Origin of the sequence: Arsenophonus apicola (assembly GCF_020268605.1) — a bacterium.
GTDB classification, from domain to species: domain Bacteria; phylum Pseudomonadota; class Gammaproteobacteria; order Enterobacterales; family Enterobacteriaceae; genus Arsenophonus; species Arsenophonus apicola.
Map to the genome: position 1 here is coordinate 1,096,836 of NZ_CP084222.1, position 18,836 is coordinate 1,115,671.

The window sequence follows — 18,836 nt, forward strand, 5'->3', positions numbered from 1 at the left end:
TTAAACTCCCATAAGGCCCTAAGTAGGGCCTAACGAAATTAATTAAACGATAAAAAATAGTGATTAACCGTTATAACGAATGGTGTAGCGAATATGCAAGATGATATCGGTTAGACTATTTAATAAGGCTTTCTGTTTTTCGGTCGCATTCGGGAATTGTAAAATTAATCCTCCTTGATCTTCGATGGGGATCCCCTCAAAAGGCAGGTACTTACTGTCGTTAAAATCCAGTTGGAATTGGCCACTATCATTAGTACCGCGAGAAATAGCGATAGCTTTACAGCCATTACTGAGTTTTATAGCACCTGTGTATTCCAGCACGGCTTGTATATCTTGATAAGGGCCAATTAGCGCAGGTAACGACACACTAATTTGTTTGATACGTCGGACGTTACCCAGGTTAAGATCACTGGGGTAGTCATCCTGTATTTTTAAATCGGCAATTTTGATGGCGGCGGATAAGGTATTTTGATCCAGACTGACTTTATTATCCCCATTCCCGACCGGCCCGCTACTTTCGCCATTAATCAATTTACGAATGGTTTCTCGTAGATCAAATCCATCGGGCATATCCTGATAGAATTCAGCCAAAGAAACGGTACGGTCAACATCGAGTGCTCTGGCTTCCCATTTCAGATAAGCTTCTTCCATGGTAACTAAGTTGAGCATCAAGGCTTCACCACACAGTAAGCCGGCGTAAGTACTTTGCCAGGCGCCAGGTTTTATAAATTGGCTAGATTTTTGTGTTTCCCACTGGAATGAACTTTGGGCGCGTAAACAGCGAGCAATAACCAAATCATAGAATTGGAAATAGATGGCGGATAAGCGACCGCGCAGCCAGTTATACAAGGCTTCATTAGTGAACTTGTTTTTCAATAAATTAAATTGCTCTAAGGTATTGGTTTGCTGGGTTGCCAGGTAGTTATATTGTTGATTAGCTGCGGTAAGGCGTTGTTCTAGCGCCGCTAATTGAGCGGTCAATTGTTGCTCTTCATAGTCAGCAGTTTGATACATTTGTTGCCAATCTTGACGGCGACGACGGTATATCTCTGATTGGGTCGTTTTATCAGCGCTAGTCAAGATACCACTGGCTGCAGTTTCTATACCTAAGGCTATTGCAGTAGGAACAGCACCATATTGCATACCGCCATCGGCTAAACCAAAGATATTGGGTGCTAGATTAGCTAACGCGGCGGCCATATAGATTGGTTTGGTTGTCGTCATTAAAGTATCGGCGGCGATATGTAAATCGATAACTTTTTGTTCACCCGTATTCATATTTTGATCATACAGGGCTTTGTAGTGATCTTTACGCTCTTTGGCCGCGGTGATGGCAATTTGCAGCGCCTTTTTTTCCTCATTTAATTCGTCTTGGGCGGTTTTCTGCATTTCCAGGCTTTGCTTTGATAAGGCTAAACCTTGGGTTTGCAATAGCATTGCCATTTTTTCTGCATCTTGTCGTTCAATAATAGCAAGCAAGGTATTACCGTACTGGGTAAGTTGTGTCACTACCCCTTTGGCACTTTCAAGGGTTGGTGGAAAACGATACAAGCCCAAAGTAATATCGGTTGGTAGTGGAATACCTCCTTGCGCATTGGCAACCGCTGCACTTAATAGATCGGCTGGATTAGCTGGCGTGGCAAACAAGGGTAAGGAGAGTGGTTTACCATCGATAGTGAGATTATGACGTAAGTTGTACAGTTTTTGTATCAACGTGAAGCGTAGCTCTTGCCACTTGGTATTTTTTTCAGGTTTAAATATTGCGTGTTCTTCTAATTGGGCGGCATTTTTTAGCGTCGGATTTTGCCAACTAGTTGGTCTGGAAGGTTCATCTTCACCCATCAGTTCCAGCGCTTGCACATACCACATTTTGGCTTCCGCCAAGGTATCCCGCTCTAACTGACGATAATCTTGATCACCGCGGGCGATGAGTAGCTCTATCATATTCATCAAAGTGGATAACTTATAATGCATCGGATCGGCTTGCGCAATCGCATCGGGATCGGTGATATCCTCAGGCACTTCATTCCAGCTAGTATCTTCCAGCAATGGGCGCGTATTCCAGTACTGATTTTGCTGACCACGATCATAACCTGCCGAGCTAAAAATAAATTTTAACCAGCTGGCTGAATCGGCAAAATTTTGCTCTTGCATCAGGCGTTTCATTACTAGCATTGGTCCGTAATAGAATAGCTCCCAGAAATAGAGCGCATTAGCACCAGCAAAGTCCATTGGTTCAGTTGTATTGTCCATTTTAGCAAAGAAGCTTTCGACGTTATCAATACTTTCTAAGCCGGGAAAGGTACCACCATGATAATTTTTGTCTAATTGCCATTCTTTCTTACCATCTATCTTATGAAATAAAATATCCGGTTGTTTGCCACTTTGATATTCTGCTTCTAAATAGAGATTATCTTTATTACCATGGGCATCGTTATAACGATTTAAGAAACAGGTCACGGTAGTCGGTTGATCACTCAGTTCGCCGGTGTAAATTAGTAATGAATCACCACTTACCCAAATATCAGTCTCTCTAAGTTTAAAGATTTTGTTACTGCCATGAATAATTTCATTATAAGGTTTTAGCGTTAAGGTTACTTGCACACCGGTACGTGGCAGGTTAGGCTCAGGCATATATTGGGTATCAAGGCTTAATAAAGTATCTAGCCCACGATCAGCGCGAGAAGTCAGTTCTTTAGCAAATAGTGTATTTAAGCGGACTTGATAAATACCGCTATGCTTTTCCAGCTTGTTGGATTGATAAATATAACTTAACCCGCCTTCCATATATTGTGCTTTATTACTGGCCGTTTTAAGTAATAGCGGTTGAGTATCATCGGCAGTTTTTCTTTCTAATGGGATAACATGTGTTACTGAACCTAAGTTGCCATTATCTCGATCTCTGACCGTGATAGTTAATTCTATATTTGATGCTGAAGAAGTTATGTTTTCATTTATATCAAAGTTCCATGATTGATTTGCTAATATCATGTTCCAAGTACTATCACCATTAACGATTTCCTTCGGCTGAATCGGAACAACAAGTCCGTTTACAATAGCTCTAGGCGCTAAAATGTATTTATACGGTCGTTGAATAAGCATGGATGGTTCAGCATTACCATCTACAGTAAATACCTGGCCATTGGCTTGAGTATAGATTTCGGCAAGAGTAGAATTATCTGGCGCATCAATAACATCGGTTTGCCAGTTATCAAAGTTCTGTTGTTTATTTGGCAAAACTATACCATTAAAGGTACGCATAATAGAGCTAGCGAAAAAGGAGGTGTTATTCGTATAGGTGACTACGGTGTATTTATTGGCTGCCAATTTTAATATTGCGGTTAGAAAAACGAATTTAGTTGGAAAATTAGGCACATTATAATAATTGACTAAAACCTGACCGTAAGGGGTTGTTTGATATATTTGCTGTAAATGATCCATGAAGAGATCTAAATCATTATCACCAGTATTTAAGTAATGGTTGTCCTGGCCCTTGGCTTCTATACGGATAATTGTTCCAGTTAAACTATATTGATTATTGATTATTTCTTTTGCTAGCAATAATTGGCTTAAGCCCTGTGATAACGGCGCAAGACCATTGGGTATAGCAGGGGCAATAGAATAAAAAGTTGTAATAATATTAGTAGGAACTTGAACTTTATTGTGTTCGATAAATGGTGCGGGCACACCGAGATACCTGGTGGTGTCTAATTCACGTTTAATAACTTGTAGACTGAGGAAATAATTTGTTTGCTCATTGTTGTCATGGATAAGGGAAAAATCTTGGGTAATTTCCCAAGCTTGTCCCTCAGGAATAAATGCTTGGTCATATTTTTCGTGCTTTTGGTACAATATGACTAAAATATCTTTTTTAGTCAGGTCGCTACTAACAAATAAACCCACTTGTTCATGGATGTCAGGGTTGTCTTTATCTAAAAGAAGAAGCAGTCCATCACGGATGTTGAGTGTGGTGTAAGTATATGGCGTGCTCCAATTACCATCGTACAATAGATGTGAATGTTTTAAATCGTAAGTGTATTCGGGAATAGACGGTTCTTTGGCTTTTTTAGCGTTATCCTTTTTCTCAACATTAATTTGCCGCTGTTCTAACCAAAACAGATATAAGCGTGATTTATAGATCATCGGCCGAATAAGATTTCGATACGGTTTGGCTGAGGCGGTAATGGCTTGCCATTCACTCCAGGCATCAGCAGGAAATCCTTGGTTGATAAACATATTATGATTAAGGCTACGCCAAGAATAAGTAGGAGAAGCCTCTTGGCTGGCACCAAGAAGATAGGTAAAACCTGTTTCAACATTCAATTCATCATGATAGCCACTGATTATGGTTAAGTTAGCAACCAATTCAAAATCCGTCAGGTAGTTATGATAAGCTTGTTCAACGATATCGCTGGTTAATTGACTTTGATTAATTGCTTGTAGCAGCTTATTCATCATCTGGGTTTGGCCGATCCGTTGGGTTGGATCAATATAGTTTTCCGGATAGTAATCTAGTTCTCTGATACCAGCCCAGCTACTGTAGCGGCGATTATATTGCTCCCAGTTTTGGAAAAATGACCGTTGTAGCGCGGAATAATTTACCCCAACTTCATGCTCTGGCTGCTGGATACAGCGGTTAATATAGAGTTGCACACTAGCATTGGCTGCGGCTATCTGGCTGGTGGTGACTTGATAACTGTCTTGGTTATCAATTAGCAAGTAACTATACAATTGATCTCGATTGGTAAGGGCAAGACTGTTATCGGCAACATGCTCCAGATAATAATAAGATTGAGCGCTACTCAGGTTTTCAGCCAGAAGGCCGTCTACGGTTTTGCGTTGTGTCTTGTTAAGAGCATTTAACAAGCTGGTGGCTAAGGAGAATAAAAAGGGATCCAGATCCGGCTGAGTGGGAATAGCAATCTTTAATTCTGTCGCCAGTTGGTCGATAAAACTTTGTGTTGGATAATCTTGCCGTTGGAAATTAACTGGGCTGATGGTGGTAATCGGATCACCGTGATCACATAATACCAACGTAAGCATATCCGTATCTTCAATCTCATGCCAATCAATGTAAGTGGTCAATTCATAATGTGAGCCCGGCTCGTTTTCAACGTCTTTGACATTGCCTAAGTATTGAAACCCTTTTGGTGATAACCAGCCCCAACCCAATTTTCTACTATCAGGATGCTCGGTTTGATAGATAATTTTAAATTGATTGTTACCGAACGGGTAAACTTCTACGTAAAGATAATAAGCATCTATCTTTTGCCGCACTAAATCCCATAGCTCAATATCACCATCATTATCAATAACAGCGGCTTGATAGAAATTACCCTTATGATACTCTTTGGTTATGTTGGCAATACCTACTTTTAATTGATTGAAGGGAAGTTGGGTTTGTAGCTGTAGTGATGAAAGCGATAATGGATAATTATTACTAGGATCATATAAACTGCCAACTACCGTTGCATCAACTGCTAAGATTTCTCCCGCCTGATACCACTGCTGAATAAATAAACAGTGTTGCACATCAGTAATAATGGTGTCGCTGGTGGCAAGAGGATCCACTTGTTGTGCCGCAGCAGTGAATTCATCAAGTGGTGCATTAATGGCTTTGGCCAGCATGCTAACCGTCAGTTGATCTTTAGATAGGGTGGTAATAACGACTGGCGCTTGAGTCATTAATTGCATTGTCCAGTTGTGGAATTGTGTAATAAACTGCAAATTTTCCACCGTTGGATAAACTTTAGTTAAGTTTTTTTTCAAATGGTCAGGTTGATTAACAATCAGTGTCACTTCAGCTAAGGATAGTTTAAAGATATTGGTGATAAGCGCTAATTGCGCAATGCGGTGACAATAACGGATGGCTTCTTGACTAAGGGTAAAAGGCTTATCAATATCGATTTTAGACACTTGCTGCCAAAATTGATTAGTGTCCAGATCTTCCGGATGGATTTTTATATTATCTAGCCAAACCAATAATTGATAAGCGATGTCTGGCGAAGAGAGGGCCAATTGAGAGGCAAAATAGGGAGCCAAAGCCTTTTTGAGCGGGTTATCTAATAAAGTCGTGTCGTGTAAATTACTGTTTAAAGTAATAATTAGATTTTCGATTTCAGGTGATTGATTAGTATCAAAATTGTTAGTTGTTAGGGCAACTAAGCTTGCGACATTAAGATTTTGGTTATTGAGCCATTCAACGGTGGTATGGAGTTTGTTAATAAATGTTTCAATGGGAATCTGATGATGATCTAGTAGGTCATATAAAATTGTTAATTCTGCAATAGTCAGTTGATTAGCAGTAGCGAGCAAATAAAATTCATAAAAAGCCGTGGTGTAAGTTATATTATTTTTACAAAGGCTACTATTATCATTATCGTTAAATATCAGGAACATTTGATATAGTTCTTGATCATTCACTGCAAATGCTTGCTTTAAGTTTGATTTAAAGACGTTTTGCGCGTTAGGGGCTACATCATACTCTTTATCGTCTGGGGCGAATTTTTGGCCATATAAAGGCGGGTTATTAAATAGTTGATCGTATTGACTAAGCTGGCCATTAACCGCAGTTTGACTGATTTTTATACCGACCCAAATGCGCGCTTGCTGCTCTTGCAAGCGGTAGAATTGCTCATACTGTTTGATATGCAAAATATCAACGAGAGTGTTATCAGTAATATTATCGCTATATTCGGTCATTAATTCCGACAGGGTTAATGGGGTCAGTTGTGTGGTTTTATGTAATAAAACGATTTTATGCACTTTTAATAGATGCTGTTTTAATTGTGCTTCCGTATCATCTTTATTGGGTAGTAATAGTTCAAAGAATTCAGGTGGTAAATAGTAATGTTCTGCCAGCGCAATCGCTGTCATCAGGGTTTGTGGCGCAATGGCGCCAAACACTTTTTGATACTCAGCGTTAAGATTATCGGGTGTAATTGCCGTCGTTAGCAATGTGTAAATGGGTGGCGATATTTTCAAATCCGTACATATGATAAATGTTTGATTGGTATTTGCGGGACGATTTTCCGGCTGAATTAATTGGGCGAGTGTGACATTATGGTTTTGCAATACTTGTTGGATGGCGTCGGTGTAATAATAATAGGGGCCATCGGGGTTTAATGTATCTTGAGCTAAGGCATCGAGAATTTTTTGCTTATCGTCATCACCGATTTTTTTACCAATTTGCGCTGCTAGTATTTGATTGGAAAGTGACAAGGTGGATAGTGGTGTATCCATGTTTTCCTGACTTAAAATCAGATCGGCCAAATCAGGGCGACGATTATCGATATTATAGGGTGAATTTGCAGGTTGCAGTGTTTGCGCTTCGCGATAAAGTCTTACCAGATAAGCGGCAGGTGAAAACATCGACGCAATATTACCCTGATTAACAAAATCGGTATCACGATTGGGGATAAAGTTGTTACTAAAAGCCATTGTTTCGTCATACTGGAGTTGTTGCGCTTTAGCGTTGCTAAAATTTGTCTCTAGTTGCGTCGCGACGAGGTGTGTTGATTGTTTAGGAATGGCTTGACGAGTAATTTGTTGCCGGTATTGAGTACTATTTTTGGCCTGGATTTTTTTAGCCTGAGCTAAAAGTAGGTCACAATCATGTAAGCTTAATTGATCATCAGCAACTTGATAAAGTTCTTCTTTAGCGTAATCAGCCAGTTCACTTAATGATTTAGCGTTAATTAACTAATAATATTCTGAATTGCATTTTCATTAATTTGGTGTGACATAAAACCCTCACTTATATTAGATGGCTTTATCGGTGTTTTAAAGAAAAGGAATATGAATTAATAGAATATAAAATCTTTGATGATGATTTATATTCATATTTTTTAATTTATTATTTATTAATAAGAAATGAATAGAAAAAAATCATAACATATTTTTTTTTTTAAAAGCTAGCGGTTTTTTTATTTGAATTTTTAATAAAATTTTTAATAAAAACATGAAATAATTGAGTTAAGTTTAGTTGAGTAATTAAATTTATTTTTACTATTAGGTGATTTCACATTTTAATTTACCAATAGTTTTTAATAATAAATTAACTGTAATTTCGTTTTTGTTAATTATTTCCAACTGTAATTAAAAAATTAATAGAGGATGTTTTTTCATTAGCTGAAACGATTAATCTAACAACTTTTTTTGCATAATTATTTGGTTTTTTATGAATATTTAATTGAATAATTATTGATAGTTATTGTTGTTGATTTTGAAAATATTATTTTTATCAAAATTAAATATAGCTATTTATATCGTTATAAAATAAAAGTTTATTTTGCGGAAATTTTTTTGTGCGGTTTTTGTGTCTTATTTATTTTTATTTTCTATATATTTATGTACAGTAACTATTCCTTTGCTGAAACCTTGTATATTATAAAGTTTAATCGTATTAATTTTCTTTATTAGAACCTTTTGAATATTTTTCTATTTGCTTTTGTTTTTATATTTATAAATTAAATCGTTAATTTAAGTTAATATAAATGTTAAATGCTAATCATGAAATTTTATTATGAAATTTTTTAATAATTTTTTTATATGTAGTTGTAATTGTTTTGATTAGAAATTAATTTATTTATTAATATTAAATATAACAATACAAAGGAATAGTAATGAAAAACTCAACTCAATATCAGCAGGCAAGCTATCGTGGGCGTTATCCATCCGATGAGAATGGCACAGTAATAATAATGAACCCGGAACGGGGTTTTAGATATGAAAATATGATTTTATTAAACGAAGATTTAATAAATCCTTTTTCTAGAGAAAAACAAAATGGCAATATTTTACTCGAATTATATAAAAAAGAGATTGTCGGTGAACGTTATCAAATTGTTCAGCAATATATTTATCTGACAGAATATATAAATAGCGATCTTGATGACAAGGCTATCGAGCTAATTAATTATATTTTTAGCCAGGCTAAATTAGCCGGTGTTAAGCTTTTGGTTAGATTTGTTTATAAATATGCTAACCATATCCCAGAGCCTGAGGTAGAAAGAGTAAAACAACATATGCGACAATTAAAGCCAATATTGGCCAATAGCATAATATATGCCTTTCAGTACGGTTGGATTGGTACCTGGGGCGAGCAACACGGTAGTTGTTACAAAGATGAGCAAAAGCGGCAAATCTACCATACATTTTATATCGACTTTATGCCAGCTAATAGAAAAATAACCATGCGCTATAAGGCTAATCGAGATATGTTGATTAACTCACTTAGCCCATTACAGTTTAATGATCATTTGCGTATCGGTTTTAATAATGATTACTATACTTAGATGCGCATAAATATGCTGCTGGCAATGACTTTACCTGGCGAAGTGAAGTGTATCAAGATCTAAAAAAAATTGGCGTAAATTCTATTTATGACGTTGAAATGCCTTACAACGATGATGGGCGTGATCCCTGGTGCCTTAATACAATTCCTGCTGATTTTGGCTGGGGTACGATTTGGCGCTTTACTGAATTAGGCGCTGCAACATTTAGTATTATACATAATTTAAATTTATGTATAGCGGCTCTACGTAAAGCGGTTATTGATTTAAAAAGGTTTGAAAATGCTGGGTTTGTCTGTGATCGCGACTATTTTTGGGATCACACAAAGACAAATTATACCACCAGGAGTGCCTTTGAATATATTAGAGATCATCTTGGCTATAGGCTGATACTTGAAGAAGCGACTTACCCATTATATGTTAAAAATGGTGATTATTTTGATTTAAAGTTTAGCCTAAAAAATTATGGTTTTGCCCGACCAGTAAATAACAGACCGATTGTTATTGTATTCCTCGATGAGCAAGATGAGATCAAATGGCAACTCTTTATGCCAGAAGGAGCTGAGTTGTGCGCAGCGGGTAGGGGTTATACATTTAGTATTTCCAGTCAGCTTGATAATATAAAAAGCGGAAAATATCAGTTAGCATTATGGTTACCCGATGAAAGCCCCTTGCTAAGAGATAGTCCCCTATATGATATACAATTGGCCAATGGTGGAAGTAATTTCCGTTTAATTGAAACGGAAAGACATCGCTTTAATGTTTTCGCCGAGGTACAAGTTATTGAATAAAATCCAGCTAGTTAAGAACGCTAGCCGGTTTTTAGCCATTAATTGCCGTTTTTCCATTTAGTTAGCGATGAATAAAACTTAATTTTATCGATTAAAGTGAGTTATAAATTAAGTGGTTAGTGAGTAAAAAAAGCTGAAATACTCTGTATTTCAGCTTTTTTTGTCAGCCAGAAAAAATCAGTTATTTTGCGTTGCCTGAATCGCGGTAAGGGCAATGGTATAAACAATATCATCAACCAATGCGCCACGGGACAAATCATTAACCGGTTTACGCATCCCCTGTAGCATTGGGCCGATAGAAACCAGATTAGCTGAGCGTTGCACCGCTTTATAGGTAGTATTGCCAGTATTAAGATCTGGAAAAATAAACACCGTTGCTTGACCGGCTACCGGTGAATTCAGTGCTTTAGATTTAGCCACATCGGCCATAATGGCTGCATCATATTGTAATGGACCGTCAATCACTAAATCGAGTCGTTTGTTTGTGCCAGATAGATAGGATATTTTATGCAAAAAAATCACTTATTTCATGAGTAATAAGTGATTTTAAGGCTTTTTATTTTTTATAGATTATTATAATCGAGTGGAAACATTTGCACTAGCTTGCGGTTTTTTAATTTGATAACGAGTAAATTCACTGAGTTTTTGCCTATATATTTCACGTTTTTGACTAGGGGTAACATTTTCTGCAATTAGTGTGTCTCTGGCAATGTTGGTTTCAGTTGCCTTAAGGCCTTTTAAATACATACTCTCTGCACGATATATAGTCTTTTCATATAAATAGCCTGGCCCATCAACATCTATTACTTTAGCTTGGGATAAATCAGCATTATTTTCTTTAAGATAGTCAATTGACGCTAATTTTTGCTTTATTGTTGGTTTATAATGACCACTTTTGGTGGTTAATGAAAGAATTTGTCCATTGAGTACACTTATCATTCCGGCGTCCAATACATTTGCTCCAGCCATAAATGAAGAGTGATGGAAAGATTGTGGTACGTGCTTATTAAGATAAAGTTTTTTATCTAAACTGATAACGTAAGCATAAACAGTTGCATTCCATACACTATGATCACCTGATTCTCCGTACTCATTAGTTTGATTAAAAAGGCTTTGACTTATTTTATTACGTAATAGTCCTTCATTATCAACTTCTACTTCATAATACATTCTTTCCTGTTCACTTAAATATTTTATGTTTGTTTGTCTATCAATTTGTTGGTACATACTGTCCATAACAATTTGGGGTAAGTATTCTTTTTGTTCAGGTCGTTGGATGGCTAATGGCGCTGTAGCTGCTGCGATACTTTTTGTCGGTTTGTTATTTTTGCCAAAAAGTTTTTTAAGTGGCGAGTTCCCATTGGGATCATATAAGTTAACGGGATTATTCCTTACCATTCGATAGAGATTTAATCCGTCAATAGTACCGGCTGGATCAGGATTTAGCCATCGTCCAATCCATGGCTGATAATAGCGAGAACCATAGTAATATAGCCCGCTAGCAACCCGTTCTTTGCCTGAATAACGATAGGTTTTATAATAAGCTTCAAGCTGATTTTGCGCTGCCCACCAGGCAGTACCACCATAAGGGAAAAATTCTTCTTCACTACTTAATTGGCCTGCTTCATTTAATTCTAAAATGCAACTGTCAATTTGATTATTTATACTATAACGCAACGCATTATTGCCGATTTCAGGCGGGGCATCTTGAGCATTCGCCCAATGCAATACTCGTACGTTTTCTAGCATGATGACAGTCCGTAAGGATTGTCGTTGTGGGGGTTGCCCTTCTGCTGTTTGTAGATCATGAGTGATTATTTCAATTCCCGGTAAATAACAACTGGTTTTAATATGGGTTACATTGCCAGCTAGATACTGTTCTTGTTTGACTAAACGCACTCCCTGGCTATCATAACAGTAGATTTCACTATCATTTTCCGCTGTTTCCCGTGTAATTGGCGTAACTGAAGCTAATTGATTTTGACCATTCCAAGTTAAATTTTGACCGATTTGCAATTGGAGTTGATTGCCAGCAGCATCAAAGTAATCTTCAATAGGCAAGTCTGATGTTGAGGGGAAAAAAGAGTCAGATAAAGCATGGTTACTGGTAGCAGAAACATAAATACGTTTTGTCCATTGACTAGCGCCCAGATGTTTTATCATCGTTAAATTACCTGAAGCATCATATTGATATTGGCGGGTATATGGAGTGCTTTGATAGGCAGCATCAGCAGGGGAGGAAAGAAAACGTTGAGTAAAAGGATGGCGATTTGTTAGTGATTCTCGTCCAGTCGCTTCAATGAGCTGATAGAAGGTATCATAGCGGTAGTGATTTTCAGGAATGGATTTTTGATTATGATAAAAGCGTGATGCATGGGCATCATTCTGAATAAGAATAATATTACCGACAGGATCATAGGTGTAGCGTAAATCTTGGAAAGTTAAATAACCTAAGGGATGATGCACTGGACGGTAAGTTTTTGCCATTAATAGATAACCTGTTTCAGCTTCATAGCTATAATCAGTAATTACGCCATTGCCAAGTATCTCCTGTCTGATTTGTCCATTAGCTACATAATCAGCGGCTCGTAAGACAATTTGTTGAGGTTGATCTTTAACTTGTAATGAGCGAGAAATTAACTGTCCCGCACAGTTATAACGCTGTTGTTGAATGTTGCCATCAGCATCGATTTGCTGTAGTAGGGCACCGCCGATATCATAGTCCTGGCGGGTAATAAAGGTATCTGTAGAGAGTTTTTGTTGCCACTCTTGTTCTGTACCCTGCCAATCGCTTGGATAAGAAAAATCAGCCAGCAGTTGGCGTTGTTGAATTTGAAGATAGCCGTTGAGAGCAACACTTTATATTTGTTGACAGCCAGCGGTATCATAGTGACGAATGACTTGGCCACATAAATTATATGCTTGGTTTTGTCGTGTTACTGGCGCATAGATTAAGCGTTCAAGAATTCGTGATGCTTGATTAGCTACTTGCTCATCGATAGCAAGTAACCTTCCCATAAAAGGCCTTTCTGTAGATTCATATAACCAGTTACGCTGAGTATGTCTGGCATCTTGTTGGTAAAAAGGTCGTCCTTCAATATCATTTAACGTTAATAAGTTACCACTGTCCTGGCTTTCAGTATGGATGATATTACCGGTTAATGATGTTTGATAAGAGAAATTGGGGATAGGAAGTCGAGGATCTTGTTGCGAGAGGAGGTGACCTGTAGCGGTAAATTTTTGCTGGGTCAGCCGTAACTCTGGTGGATCTTCGCTGGTTGTCCGATAAAATTGTAATGTTCGAATTGCTAGACCCCGGTTATCTTGAACTTTGATAGTGGGTGTCCCTTGATGGATTGTAGCAAAAGAAATAGACATAAAACCTCCGATGTTAAATTTAAGGGTTATGAATATTACCCTCACCACTACTTACTTATAGGTATTTTAGCGGTGAGTTTGGTTAGTATAACGAAAAACTTAGCGTTAAATAAATCTATTATTAATTCGCCTTTTATCTAAAGATAATATTTTGTATTAAATTAAATCAGAATATAAATATTGTGTATTTAGATTAACGCTTTTTATTATTAATTATTGTTATTAGTTAGTGGGAAAATTTTATTCTTTGAGGTATGTTAACTTTGTAATAAATTGATTTTTAACGCTTTTTATAATGTATAACACAATTTCTTTCAATTTATTAGTGGATATTGCCTGTATTTTATGTAAAAAAAAGCTGAAATACAGAGTATTTCAGCTTTTTTGATAGCCAGAAGAAATTAGTTATTTTGCGTAGCCTGAATCGCGGTAAGGGCAATGGTATAAACAATATCATCAACCAATGCGCCACGGGACAAATCATTAACCGGTTTACGCATCCCCTGTAGCATTGGGCCGATAGAAACCAGATTAGCTGAGCGTTGCACCGCTTTATAGGTAGTATTGCCAGTATTAAGATCTGGAAAAATAAACACCGTTGCTTGACCGGCTACCGGTGAATTCGGTGCTTTAGATTTAGCCACATCGGCCATAATGGCTGCATCATATTGTAATGGACCGTCAATCACTAAATCGGGTCGTTTTGCTTGTGCTAAACGGGTTGCTTCTCGCACTTTGTCCACGTCACTGCCGGCACCGGAGTTACCGGTAGAATAAGAGATCATTGCCACTCGCGGCTCAATACCAAATGCTTTGGCCGAATCTGCCGACTGGATGGCGATTTCTGATAATTGTTCCGCCGTTGGATCTGGATTTATTGCGCAGTCACCATAAACTAACACCTGCTCAGGTAATAGCATAAAGAATATCGAAGAGACGATTGAGCTGCCAGGGGCAGTTTTGATCAGTTGTAACGGTGGGCGAATAGTATTCGCCGTGGTATGAACAGCGCCGGAAACTAAACCATCAACCTCATTTTTTTCCAGCATCATGGTGCCTAACACCACATTATCTTCTAACTGTTCACGCGCTACAATTTCAGTCATGCCTTTATTTTTGCGCAGCTCAACTAAGCGCTCAACATAGTTTTTTCGTACTGATTTAGGTGCCACAATTTCGATTCCGGCACCTAATTCAACCCCTTGCGCGGCGGCAACCCGTTTTATTTCATCGGGATCACCTAGCAGGATACAGGTGGCAATCCCCCTTTCAGCACAAATAGCTGCCGCTTTTACCGTACGAGGTTCATTACCCTCCGGTAGTATGATACGTTTGTTAGCTTTACGCGCTAATTCAGTTAATTGATAGCGGAAAGCGGGAGGTGATAGCCGTTTAGGGCGTTCTGAGTCAGCAGTGAGTGAATCAATCCATTGCTGATTGATATGCAAGGCAACATAGTTTTGAATTTTTTCAATCCGTTCATGATCATCCGCATGCACTTCTAAACTGAAACTTTGCAGACTTAACGAAGTTTGCCAGGTATTGGTATCTACCATCAATACCGGTAAACCGGTTTCGAAAGCGCGGTGACAGAGGGAGTGTATTGGCTTGGCAATAGGGTAACCACCCGTTAATAGTAATGCTCCAATTTCGACACCATTCATGGCGGCTAAACAGGCAGATACAATAACATCAGGGCGATCAGAAGAGGTTACTAGCAATGAACCGGGACGAAATAGCTCTACCATATTGGGCACACTGCGGGCGCAGAAAATAACCGATTTTATACGCCGGGTTTGTAGTGCGCCTTCATTGATAATGCTGGCATTTAGATGATTAGCAATATCAATACCACGGGTGGCGATTAGATCAAAATTCCATGGAATACAACCCAATATTGGCAGTGGACTATTGTTAGCTAACGTTTTGCTATCAATTTTTGTGATTGTAGCTTTAGTCGACTCATCAAATATCTCCGATAAATCAGGGCGGGTACGGCCATGCTCATCAACTGGTGCATTGAGTTTATTAATAATTACCCCGGTGATATTTTTATTTTGTAAACCACCAAATTCTGCGCGGGCTAATTCAATGCGCTCTTTTAACTGTTCCGGGGTGTTGTTACCTAATGCGGTAACAAAAATAACGTCAGCGCCTAACGTCTTGGCGATATCATAATTTAACGATTGGGCAAAAGGGTGCTTACGGGTAGGCATTAAACCTTCGATTAGAATAACTTCAGCCTGTTGCGTATTGTCATGATAACGAGCAACAATCTCTTCCATTAAAATATCTTTTTGATCATTAGCCAGCAGAGATTCAACATAACTCATTTTTAGTGGTTCAGCGACCTGAACACTAGAATGGGAGCGTAATACTTCGGTTGTCTGATCTTTATCACCAAAACGGGGTTGAGCAATGGGCTTAAAAACCGTTAGACTAACCCCTTTTTGTTCCATTGAACGGACGACCCCTAAACTGACGCTGGTTAAACCAACACTAATGTCAGTCGGAATTAACATTATTGTACGGGACACAAATACCTCTTTAACAGTTGCAAGATGTTTAACCTCTTACTGCCAATTGGTAAACTGGCAGCTTCTAATCTATTTATGCCGTTAGGCGGCTAGCGTCCTGAGCAATAACTAACTCTTCATTCGTTGGAATAACCAGAGCAGGAATGCTATCGTCAGTCGTAATCTTGCCCGATTTGCCAAATCGTGCAGCTAAGTTGCGCTCGTGATCATACTTAATACCAATTAAAGATAATTTTTTAAGTGTTAATTCACGTACTAGAGCTGAGTTTTCTCCAATACCACCGGTGAAAATAATAGCATCTAATCGCCCTTCCATTAATGCGCAGTAAGCGGCGATATATTTGGCTAAACGATGACAATAGACATCCATTGCCCGTTTTGCATCTGGTTTAGTGTCATAATTGTCTTCGACATAACGACAATCGTTGGTGACTTCAGTTAATCCAAGTATGCCAGACTCTTTAGTTAATAATGAATTGATTTTATCAACACTCATACCCAAAGCGTCATGAAGGTGGAACACAATAGCCGGATCGATATCACCACTACGCGTTCCCATCACTAGGCCTTCTAGCGGTGTGAGACCCATCGAGGTATCAACAGATTGTCCATTGACTATTGCAGTAACCGATCCACCATTGCCCAAATGGCAGGTGATAACATTCAGATCATTGATCGGTTTATTCAGTTCTTTGGCTGCTTGCCGGGAGACATAATAGTGGCTAGTACCGTGCGCGCCATAACGACGGATACCATGTTCTTTGTAAAGATTATAAGGTAGAGCATATAAATAAGCTTCAACCGGCATCGTCTGATGGAAGGCGGTATCAAATACAGCAACATGTTTGTCATTTAAATGTGGAAATGCTTTTTTCGCTTCTTCAAGTCCAATAATGCCAGCAGGATTATGTAATGGCGCAAATGGAATAGATGCTTTAATGCCTGCAACGACTTCATCATTGATAATAACCGATTGGGTAAATTTTTCACCGCCATGCACAATACGATGACCAATAGCAGAAATGGCTTGGGCTAATTCTGGTTTTTGGGTAAGAATTTGATTGACAATGAAAGTCATTGCTTCACTGTGTGCAGCGCCTGCGCCTAAAGCAGCTTCGTTTTTCGTGCCATCTATTTTCCATTTAATGCGGGCTTCTGGTAGATGAAAACATTCTGCTAAACCAGATAGTTGTTCTTCGCCGTTAACAGGATCAATGATAGCAAATTTAAGGGAAGAGCTACCGCAGTTGAGGACAAGTACCAGCTTACTTGACATGGAATTACCTACTATATCGTTATCATGGAGTCTTCTTTGTCGGGTTAACCAGGAAGACTAGGGTTAAAAAACATCAATCCAATAGAATGCTAGTAGCCTAGCTTATCCCTGGGATTATATTGAATGATTAATATCATATTTACGCAATATTATGATATTTTAATCGTATTTATCGACTAAATAACTATGTTTGCCATGTTGATATTAAAGATGCAATATAATATTAACATTATGGATTGAAAACATAGTAATAGACCAAATATAAACTTTATATGATATAAGTTTTTCTACAGATTATAGAAATCGTGGCCTCCGGCAACCGATGTTGCCCTATAAATTCTACTAAAAAGATTTTATGCTTTATATATATTTTTTAAATTTTGCATGAAAAATTGATTGAAGTCATGTGAGGTATTGATGAATACGACACCAGAAACGACCCCGGGTTTCATACAAAAGTTGAAACTAGGGAGGCAGTATGCCAAGACATTTCCGTTAGAGAAATGTTTGATACCTATTTTTCCCGAGCATCGCGTAATCACCGCTAGCCGATTTGCGATTCGTTACATGCCTGCGGTTGCTATTTTTACCCTTAGCTGGCAGATTGCATGGGGTGGTCTGCTGGGACCGGCTGTGGGGACAGCTCTTTTTGCTTGTAGCTTACCATTGCAGGGATTATGGTGGTTAGGTAAGCGTTCAGTTACGCCGCTACCTTCTGCATTACTTAGTTGGTTTTATGAAATTCGTGAAAAATTTAAACAAGCTGGAATTACCATCACGCCAGTTAAAGGTACCCCGACTTATCAAACACTAGCAGAATTGTTAAAACGCGCTTTCAAACAATTAGATCGCTCTTTTGTTGATGGTATTTAACTTAATTTGAAATGATAGTGGAGTAGCTGGTCAGCGAGAGAGATAATTGGCATTAGAAAATAGTTTTTTAATAGTTAAAAATTGAAAAGCCTTTTTAGATCAATAAAAGGTGTGTTATCACTATAAAAGGCAGGGCGGTAATGCGATGATTTAGCAAATTTCCTAGTATAGGAGAGCCATAATGGAAATGACCAATGCACAACGCTTAATTCTGTCTAACCAATATAAAATGCTGATCATGCTTGATCCGGATAATGCTAAACACTATCGACGCTGTCAAACCATCATTGAAGGTGGTTTTGGCTTGCAAATGAAAGAGTTAGCACAAGATTTTGCTGAGTTGTCAGAAGAAAATTGCCAGACTATCATTGATATTATGGAAATTTATCATGCCTTACAAGTTTCCTGGGAAAATTTGCCGTCTAAAGCCGATATTACGGACAGGAGAGTTATCTTTTTAGGCTTTGATGCTGTTACGGAAGCACGTTATCTTAATTATGTTCGATTTTTGGTGAGTAGTGAAGGTCGCTATCGTCATTTTGTTAATGGTAGCGATAATTTTAATGCTCAGACACCCATGTGGGATAAGTATCTGAGAATGTTAAGTGTTTGGACATTTTGTCCGCGTCAGTATCATCTTTGTGCAGTAGAAATTAATCAAATCATTAATGCATGATTTATTTAAGGA

Annotated in this window: 9 protein-coding genes and 1 pseudogene; 4 read left to right on the forward strand and 6 right to left on the reverse strand. The window is 38.1% G+C overall.

All coding sequences use genetic code 11. The features are described from left to right. Positions 1-63: 63 nt before the first annotated feature. On the reverse strand, positions 64-7,698 hold the full coding sequence (locus LDL57_RS04870; RefSeq protein WP_310740177.1) for a Tc toxin subunit A-related protein: 7,635 nt from the start codon (positions 7,696-7,698) through the stop codon (positions 64-66). 926 nt (positions 7,699-8,624) lie between these two features. Here LDL57_RS04870 and LDL57_RS04875 point away from each other — a divergent pair. Both LDL57_RS04875 and LDL57_RS04880 read left to right on the forward strand, forming a co-directional pair. Further along, entirely contained in the window at positions 8,625-9,296 is a 672-nt protein-coding gene (locus LDL57_RS04875) for a DUF4874 domain-containing protein (protein WP_180558608.1), read from the forward strand. 47 nt (positions 9,297-9,343) lie between these two features. Further along, on the forward strand, positions 9,344-10,084 hold the full coding sequence (locus tag LDL57_RS04880) for a DUF4832 domain-containing protein (protein ID WP_180558607.1): 741 nt from the start codon (positions 9,344-9,346) through the stop codon (positions 10,082-10,084). A 177-nt stretch (positions 10,085-10,261) separates the two neighbouring features. Here LDL57_RS04880 and LDL57_RS04885 read toward each other — a convergent pair. The 5 genes and pseudogenes from LDL57_RS04885 to LDL57_RS04905 form a co-directional block, all read right to left on the reverse strand. Next, positions 10,262-10,564: pseudogene (locus LDL57_RS04885) on the reverse strand (phosphate acyltransferase); the annotation flags it as partial. Between the two features lie 93 nt (positions 10,565-10,657). Then, positions 10,658-12,571, reverse strand: coding sequence for an RHS repeat-associated core domain-containing protein (locus LDL57_RS04890; RefSeq protein WP_225507176.1), 1,914 nt, complete (start codon positions 12,569-12,571; stop codon positions 10,658-10,660). A 372-nt stretch (positions 12,572-12,943) separates the two neighbouring features. Further along, complete coding sequence (locus tag LDL57_RS04895) at positions 12,944-13,462, reverse strand: hypothetical protein (RefSeq protein WP_180558605.1); 519 nt, start codon at positions 13,460-13,462, stop codon at positions 12,944-12,946. A gap of 401 nt (positions 13,463-13,863) precedes the next feature. Then, complete coding sequence (gene pta / locus LDL57_RS04900) at positions 13,864-15,999, reverse strand: phosphate acetyltransferase (protein ID WP_180558604.1); 2,136 nt, start codon at positions 15,997-15,999, stop codon at positions 13,864-13,866. Positions 16,000-16,072: 73 nt separating this feature from the next. Continuing rightward, positions 16,073-17,275, reverse strand: coding sequence for an acetate kinase (locus LDL57_RS04905; protein WP_180558603.1), 1,203 nt, complete (start codon positions 17,273-17,275; stop codon positions 16,073-16,075). Positions 17,276-17,692: 417 nt separating this feature from the next. Here LDL57_RS04905 and yfbV point away from each other — a divergent pair, with 417 nt between their 5' ends. Together yfbV and LDL57_RS04915 are read left to right on the forward strand one after the other, a co-directional pair. After that, entirely contained in the window at positions 17,693-18,148 is a 456-nt protein-coding gene (yfbV, locus tag LDL57_RS04910) for a terminus macrodomain insulation protein YfbV (RefSeq protein WP_180558602.1), read from the forward strand. Between the two features lie 181 nt (positions 18,149-18,329). After that, complete coding sequence (locus LDL57_RS04915) at positions 18,330-18,824, forward strand: YfbU family protein (protein ID WP_180558601.1); 495 nt, start codon at positions 18,330-18,332, stop codon at positions 18,822-18,824. Positions 18,825-18,836 lie beyond the last annotated feature (12 nt).

Excerpts from the sequence above, each read along its gene's own strand:
- yfbV (WP_180558602.1), top strand. The coding sequence starts at position 17,693 with ATGAATACGACACCAGAAACGACCCCGGGTTTCATACAAAAGTTGAAA.
- LDL57_RS04905 (WP_180558603.1), bottom strand. The coding sequence starts at position 17,275 with ATGTCAAGTAAGCTGGTACTTGTCCTCAACTGCGGTAGCTCTTCCCTT.
- LDL57_RS04875 (WP_180558608.1), top strand. The coding sequence starts at position 8,625 with ATGAAAAACTCAACTCAATATCAGCAGGCAAGCTATCGTGGGCGTTAT.
- LDL57_RS04895 (WP_180558605.1), bottom strand. The coding sequence starts at position 13,462 with ATGTCTATTTCTTTTGCTACAATCCATCAAGGGACACCCACTATCAAA.
- LDL57_RS04915 (WP_180558601.1), top strand. The coding sequence starts at position 18,330 with ATGGAAATGACCAATGCACAACGCTTAATTCTGTCTAACCAATATAAA.
- LDL57_RS04890 (WP_225507176.1), bottom strand. The coding sequence starts at position 12,571 with ATGGCAAAAACTTACCGTCCAGTGCATCATCCCTTAGGTTATTTAACT.